This is a genomic window from Frankia sp. CoWAU3, assembly GCF_977971855.1.
This window is the reverse complement of the sequence record NZ_CDWWXB010000098.1, coordinates 4,308-10,991: the sequence shown is the minus strand read 5'-3', so window position 1 is coordinate 10,991 and position 6,684 is coordinate 4,308. Positions and strand designations below refer to the sequence as shown.

At 72.3% G+C, this 6,684-nt stretch carries 3 protein-coding genes and 2 pseudogenes; 2 read left to right on the top strand and 3 right to left on the bottom strand.

Going from position 1 to position 6,684, the window contains the following annotated elements; translation table 11 throughout:
* Both AC08ON_RS10620 and AC08ON_RS10615 read right to left on the bottom strand, forming a co-directional pair.
* Positions 1-590 (bottom strand): annotated as a pseudogene (locus AC08ON_RS10620) (endoglucanase); the annotation flags it as partial.
* Between the two features lie 399 nt (positions 591-989).
* Entirely contained in the window at positions 990-1,946 is a 957-nt protein-coding gene (locus tag AC08ON_RS10615; protein ID WP_476616873.1) for a CAP domain-containing protein, read from the bottom strand.
* A gap of 371 nt (positions 1,947-2,317) precedes the next feature.
* Between AC08ON_RS10615 and AC08ON_RS10610 the strand changes: the two genes are divergently transcribed.
* Positions 2,318-5,566, top strand: a complete 3,249-nt coding sequence (locus AC08ON_RS10610) for an ABC transporter permease subunit (RefSeq protein ID WP_476607395.1) — start codon at positions 2,318-2,320, stop codon at positions 5,564-5,566.
* Complete coding sequence (locus tag AC08ON_RS10605; protein WP_476607394.1) at positions 5,476-6,216, top strand: ABC transporter ATP-binding protein; 741 nt, start codon at positions 5,476-5,478, stop codon at positions 6,214-6,216. Before AC08ON_RS10610 ends, AC08ON_RS10605 begins: the two co-directional genes overlap by 91 nt.
* Positions 6,217-6,240: 24 nt before the next feature.
* Here AC08ON_RS10605 and AC08ON_RS10600 read toward each other — a convergent pair.
* A pseudogene (locus AC08ON_RS10600) lies at positions 6,241-6,684 on the bottom strand (ABC transporter substrate-binding protein); the annotation flags it as partial.

The following is a 6,684-nucleotide window of genomic DNA, read 5'->3' as shown; positions in this document are numbered from 1 at the left end:
GGTGTCGGCGGGGGCGGCGCCACCTCGTTGATCGCCTCGGCGCGGTCGAAGGCGACGTCGTAGCCCCGGGACGTGGCATTGCGCTGGTGCAGGTTGGTGATCTGCACTGTGTGGGTGCCCGCGGTGAGCGTGTTCGAGGTGAAGATCGAGCTCGCGACCGCGACCGTAGCGAAGGTGTCGACGAGCTCCGGGGTGCTGCCGTCGATGCTGATCGCGGCCTGGCCGCTCCACGGTCCCTTGACCCCGAAGATGGTCACCCGCGTGCCGATGAACTGGAACGCGGCGACGCTGCCGTAGGTCGACGAGTACCGGAAGCCGTCGTCGAGGGGCCCGGCTATGCACCCGGTGCACCGGGTCCACGTCCCCGTGTAGGAGACCTGGTTGAGCCCGGTGCCGATGGCGCTGTCCTCGATGATCGTCGGGGCCTGCGCGCGGGCAGGTCCGGTCAATGCCCCGGTCATCAGAGCCACGGTGAGGGTGAGCAGCAGCCCGCCGATCCGGTGGCGACGTGCTCGAGTCCGCGCGTGACGGCCGTTCGAATATCTCCTGGGCTGGGACGCTGTCCCGTCCCGTTTGTTCTCTGTGCGCATTCTCCAGTCCTGTCCTGGGTTGTGGAACGCGTGTCGAGCTTGTCGATGAAAGCTGACTCATCAACCAGGAAGGAAGCTAGATCAATGGTTCGCGGGCATGGTCGAACGTCGTTGTCCGGAGATTCGACGCGCACTTCTCCAGGGATGGGCGAAGACTTGTGACGTCGTCCTTCCCGGCGGTTCGGGTGGAACGTGCACAGCCGGATTGCGCAGATTCTTCGCTCGCGGCGGCGCTGTCACCGGTTCTGGCGGTTCCTTGGGGTCGGCGCAGAAAAATCGTGATCCGTTCGGCCCGGTCGGTCAACGCCTGCGCGGGAATGCCGATACCTTTGTAGCCGAAGGTGCGACCTACCTCCGGTACGCCTGCGGTCTGAGTGCCAGCGGTCTGAGCGCCTGCGGTCAGAGCAGGGTGCCGAAGACCTGCGTCCAGTAGCGACCATACTCGCCGCCGGTGGCCTGCCCGACGCCGATCTGGCGCAGCCGCGGGATGAGGATGTTCGCCCGGTGACCGGGGCTGTTCATCCATCCCGTCACCACCTCGTCCGCACTGCTCTGGCCGGCGGCGATGTTCTCGGCGACCTGGGCGTAGCGGTAGCCCAGAGCGCTCACCCGGTCGGACACCGTGCGTCCCTCCGGGCTGGTGTGCGCGAAGAAGCCACGGGTCGCCATGTCCACGCTGTGCGCCTCCGCGGCGGCGGCCAAGCGGTCGTCGACGGTCAGCGGCGCGAGACCCTCCCGGGCGCGCTCGGCATTGGTGAGCGTGACGACCCGCGCGAGCACGAGGGTCAGATCGCCCTCCCGGGTACCCCGACCCGTGGAATCGGGGTACCCGGGAGGGTCACGGCGTTGGCCCTGGTGGCCCTGGTGGCCCTGGTCGCCGTCGTCGATGTCGACTCCGAAGTCCCGGGCGAGACCGGCGAGGCCGTCCGCGTAGCCCTGCCCCACCGCCCGGATCTTCCACGCGGGGCCGCGCCGGTAGATCTCCACCAGCGTGACCACGGTCTCGCGGGACAACAGCGGCGGTGCGAAGCGGGCGATGAGGGCATCATGATCATTATGGATGGTGACGGCGAGAGCTGGCAGCTGTCCGAAGGGCGTCGTACCGTCCTCGGGGCTGGCGGCGATCACGACACGTTCGGCGCCCAGGCGCAGCCGGCCCGGATCGACGGTCACCGCGCCGCCCGAGAGTGCCACGCCCGGCGCCCTGGGCTGGTTGTAGAACACGAAGTCGCTGTCCGCGGCGACCTTGCCGTTCGCGCCGGTGACGAGCGCACAGACGTCGAAGGGACCGGCGAGCCGGACCGAGACGGGGCCGGCAGGCAACGGCCCGTTCGCGCCAGGCACCAGGTCCCTCATCCGTTTCCACCCCTGTAGCCGTGGTCGTCCGCCATCGAGCGTTCGTCCGATGGTGCCATCCCGGACGTTTCGCGGTGTGCCCGCGTTCCGTCACCCCCGACCAATCCGTGGGGTTAGGTAGCTTTCGCGAGGTTCTGTGGCTCTCATGCTATTCGGTGGCTGTTGTGGCTGGTTTCATTGCCTTGTCGGTCTGTCCGGCCGCACCGTCACCTCGGTTGCCGTGATCATATGATCAATGGTCTGGCCTGCGGATTTTCCGGTGGGCTCACGCCGCTCATCGCGATCGAGGAGAGCCGGCGACCATTGGTGGGGGGCCACTGAGGGATGATCGAGGCACCGTTCCGCGGTGCCCGGAGCAGGGTGGACCGCCGTTGAATGACGTCATGGGCTACGCCCTGCTCAGCCTGGGCACGGGCGCGCTCTACGCCCTCGTGGCCTCGGGTGTGGTGGTCATCGCCCGCGGGGCCGGCGTGCTCAACCTGGCCCAGGGCGCGCTGCTGGCCTGGGCGGCCTATGCCTTCCATGGGCTGCACGCCGGGTGGGGGCTGCCGCTCGGCCTCGCGGCGCCGCTGGCCGTGCTGTCGACGACCGTCATCGGGGTCGTGTTCCACCTGCTGGTGATGCGGCCACTGCGCGAGGCGACCTCGCTGCTGCGGCTGATGGCGACGCTCGGCCTGCTGATCATCTTGCAGTCGTTGCTGACGCTGATGTTCGCCGGTGCCGTGCGTACCTCCCCGACGGTGCTGCCGACCGGCAGGATAACGCTGTTCGACGAGCCCGTCGGCGTGTCCGTGTTCGTCCGGCTGGCCGTGGTCGCCGTGCTGGTCGCGGGGCTCTGGGCGGTGTTCCGGTTCACCACGGTGGGCCTCGCCGCGACGGTGGCGGCGGAGAACCTCCGGGCCGCCGCGACCTTCGGCTGGTCGGCGGACACCGTCGCCGCCGCGGCCTGGGGCGCAGGCAGCGCGCTGGCCGGTCTCGGCGGGGTCCTGCTCGCGCCGCTGCAGAACCCGTTGTCCTCGGCGAACCTGCTCCTGCTCATCGTCCCGGCGCTGGCGGTCGCGCTGGTCGCGCGGTTCCGCTCCTTCCCGATGGTGCTGGCGGGCGGGCTCGCCCTCGGGGTCGTCGAGGTGGAGACCCAGTTCCAGCTGGTCGCCGAGCACCCCTGGTGGCGCGGGGTCGACCGGGCTGTGCCGCTGGCGGTCATCGTCTTCTACCTCGCGATCCGCGGGCAGGGAATACCCGAACGCGGCCACCTCGCCGAACGTCAGCCTGCCCTCGGTAGCGGCCGGGTGCATCCGCGCGCCCTCGCGGTCACCGTGGCGGCCACCCTGGCGGCGATCTGGTGGCTGCTGCCGGTTGACTGGGTCGACGCGATCGACGCGAACGCCCTGTGGGCGCTGGTCATCCTGTCCGTCGTCGTGCTCGTCGGGTTCACCGGGCAGTTGTCCCTGGCGCAGCTCGCCTTTTCCGGCATCGCGGCGTTGATCGCCGGACGGCTCGTCGCGACCCGCGGCTGGCCCTTGGAGGCGGCCATGCTCGTCGGGGTCGCCGGCACGGCCGCGGTCGGACTGTTGTTCGCCCTGCCGGCGCTGCGGACCCGGGGCCTGCAGCTCGCGGTGGTGACCCTGGGCCTGGGCACCGCCGTCGACGCTCTGCTGTTCCAGCGCGGCTACCACTCCCCGGCACCGAGGAGCGCGGACTCCATCGGGTCGCTGTTCGGCGATCTGGCTTCCCCGGAGGGCACGGTCGTCGGCCGTCAGACATTCCTCGGCATCGAGTTGGACAAGGTTGCCAACCCCCGCGGGTTCGCGACCGTCTCCGTCCTCGCCTTCGTCCTCGTCGCGCTGGCCGTCGCCAACCTGCGGCGCGGGCGCGCGGGCCGGCGGCTGATCGCGGTGCGGACCAACGAGCGGGCCGCCGCCGCGCTCGGCATCAGCGTGGTCGGCGCGAAGCTCTACGCCTTCGCGCTGTCGGCGGCCATCGCCGGATTCGGCGGGGTGCTCTATGCGTTCTACGTCTACGGGGAGCGCGGGAACATCGACTATGGCGGTGGCGCCTTCGCGCCGTTCTCGTCGATCATGCTTATCGCCTACGCGGTGCTCGGCGGGGTCGGCTGGGTCAGCGGGGCGTTCGCCGGGACGACGATGGCCGCCGGGGCGCTCGCGACCCGGCTCGGCGGCTGGGTCGGCGACCTGCTCGCCCGGCTCGGCGTGCTGCTGCGGGTCGTCGTGGCGGCCCTCGCCGGGCTGCTCGGCCTCGCCGCCGGTGCCTCGCTCGTCAGCGCGCCGCGCCCGCGCCGCCGGCTCGGCGCCGCCGCCCGGTACGCCCCCTGGGCCGTTGCCGCCGTCGCAGCCCTGGTCGCAGCGGTCTTCGGCGGCTGGGTGCGGGACTGGCTGGCCGAGCTCGACCGCTACGTGCCGCTGATCGGCGGGATCGTCCTCGTCGTCGTGCTGTCCCGGTCGGGTGGGGGCATGGCGCCGGAGAACGCCCGCACCGCCAGGCTGCTCCACGACCGGGTCCCCGCGGCGGCCGCCCGCCGCCGCTGCGATGCCGCCCGCCTGGCCCGCCTGCTCGGTGCGCCGCCCGCCGTGCCGGCCGCATCCGTCGCCGTGCCTGCCGCGCCCGCCGTCCTGTCGGTCTGGGGTCTGACGGTCCGGTTCGGCGCGGTCACCGCGGTGCGCTCGGTCGACCTGCGGGTGGAACCCGGTCAGATTGTCGGGATGATCGGCCCGAACGGCGCGGGCAAGACGACGGTCATCGACGCGATCACCGGTTACACCCCGTCCTCGGTCACGTCGGTCACGTCGATGACGTTGGGCGGCGTCCGGCTGGACCGTCTGCCGGCGCACCGGCGGGCCCGCGCCGGCATCAGCCGGTCGTTCCAGAACCTGGAGCTGTTCGACGATCTGACGGTCATCGAGAACATCCAGGCGGCCAGCGACCGCCGGGACACCCGCGCCTATCTCACCGACCTGCTGTTCCCCCGGGGACGTCCGCTTGAGCCGGCCGCGGTCGCCGCGGTCGACGCCTTCGGGCTGCGCGACGATCTCCTGCGCACCGTGGCGGAGCTTCCCTACGGTCGTCGTCGGCTGCTGGCCATCGCCCGGGCCGTCGCGGCGCGCCCCGCCGTGCTGCTGCTCGACGAGCCGTGCGCCGGGCTGGACGAATCGGAGAGCGCGGAGGTCGCGGGCCTGCTGCGTCGGCTCGCCGACGACTGGGGGCTGGGCATCCTGCTCAACGAACACGACATGGACGTGGTTATGGGGGTCTGCGACCGGGTGGTCGTGCTGGACGCCGGGGAGCGCATCGCCGAGGGGACGCCGGAGCGGGTGCGCGACGACCCCCGGGTGCGGGTCGCCTGCCTGGGGGAGGCGGCGGTCCCGGCCCGGCCGGCCGTCTCCTGGACTCGGCCGGCCGGGCCGGGACCCGGCCGGCCGGCCCGTCCGCGGGCGGGACCGGGGATCGCGTCGCCGATAGGACGGACCCGGCCCGGTTCGCGGACCCGGCCCGGTTCGCGGCCGGCCCCGCGGTGCTGGCGGCGCGGGGCCTGTCCGCCGGCTACGGCAACGGCCCGGTGGTCCGCGACCTCAACCTGGAGGTTCACGCCGGCGAGGTCGTGACCCTGCTCGGCCCGAACGGTGCCGGCAAGACGACGACACTGCTGGCGCTGGCCGGCGCGATCCCGTCGGCGGGAGGCGAGGTCCTGCTCGCCGGGGCCGTGACGACCGCCGCGCTGCACGAACGGTGCCGACGTGGCCTGAGCCTGGTTCCCGAGGAACGCTCGGTCATCATGGACCTCACCGTCCGGGAAAATCTCCGGGTCGGTCGATGCGACCCGGACCTCGCCCTCGCGGTCTTCCCCGAGCTTGCCGAGCACCTCGATCGGCGGGCGGGGCTGCTCTCCGGGGGGCAGCAGCAGATGGTGACCCTCGCGCGCGCCTTGGCGCGCCGGCCCACGGTTCTGCTCGCCGACGAGCTCTCGCTGGGCCTCGCGCCGCGCGTCGTGGACCGTCTGCTGGCGGCGGCGCGCGCCGCCGCGGACGATGGGCTCGCCGTGATCCTCGTCGAGCAGCACGTCCGCAGCGCCCTGTCGATCGCCGATCGGGTGCACGTCCTGCGGCACGGGGCCCTCGCCTGGTCGGGCACTGCCGCCCAGGCCCGTGCCGACCGGGAGATCCTGCTCGGCGCCTATCTGTCACCCGGACGGCCGGCGGACTCCGGCGATGGTGCCCCAGCCGGCGATGGCGCCCTCAGCGGCCCGCGTGCCTGACCCGGGTCAGCGCGTGCCTCAGAGTCAGGAGGCGGCCCGGCGCAGGATGTCCAGGCCGGAGTAGGTCTCCGGGCCGAGTGGCACGAAGCTCTTCGACGCGCTGTCCCAGCGGGCTCCCCGCAGCGTGGTGTTGAAGATCCGTTCCGCCCCGGGGATCGGCGTCGTCGCCGTGAGGTTCAGCCGCGGGACGATGCCGCCCAGGTCCAGGTCGGTGGTCCGGTTGAGCTGGTCGAGCAGGGTGCGGGCGGTGAGCGGGCCGGACACCTTGTTGCCCACCTTCTCGGCGATCTGCACGGACAGCGACGCGCCGGTGGTGGTCGTCGTGGTGCGTAGCGCGGGGGCCGCGTCCGCGTCCCCGCCGGCCTGCTCGGCGTCCAGTTCGGAGATCATCCGGGCGACCTCGGGGAACTGGCCGGCCTGGCCCAGCTCGGGGAACGCGGTCGCGACCACGAGGTTGTCCGCGGCCGG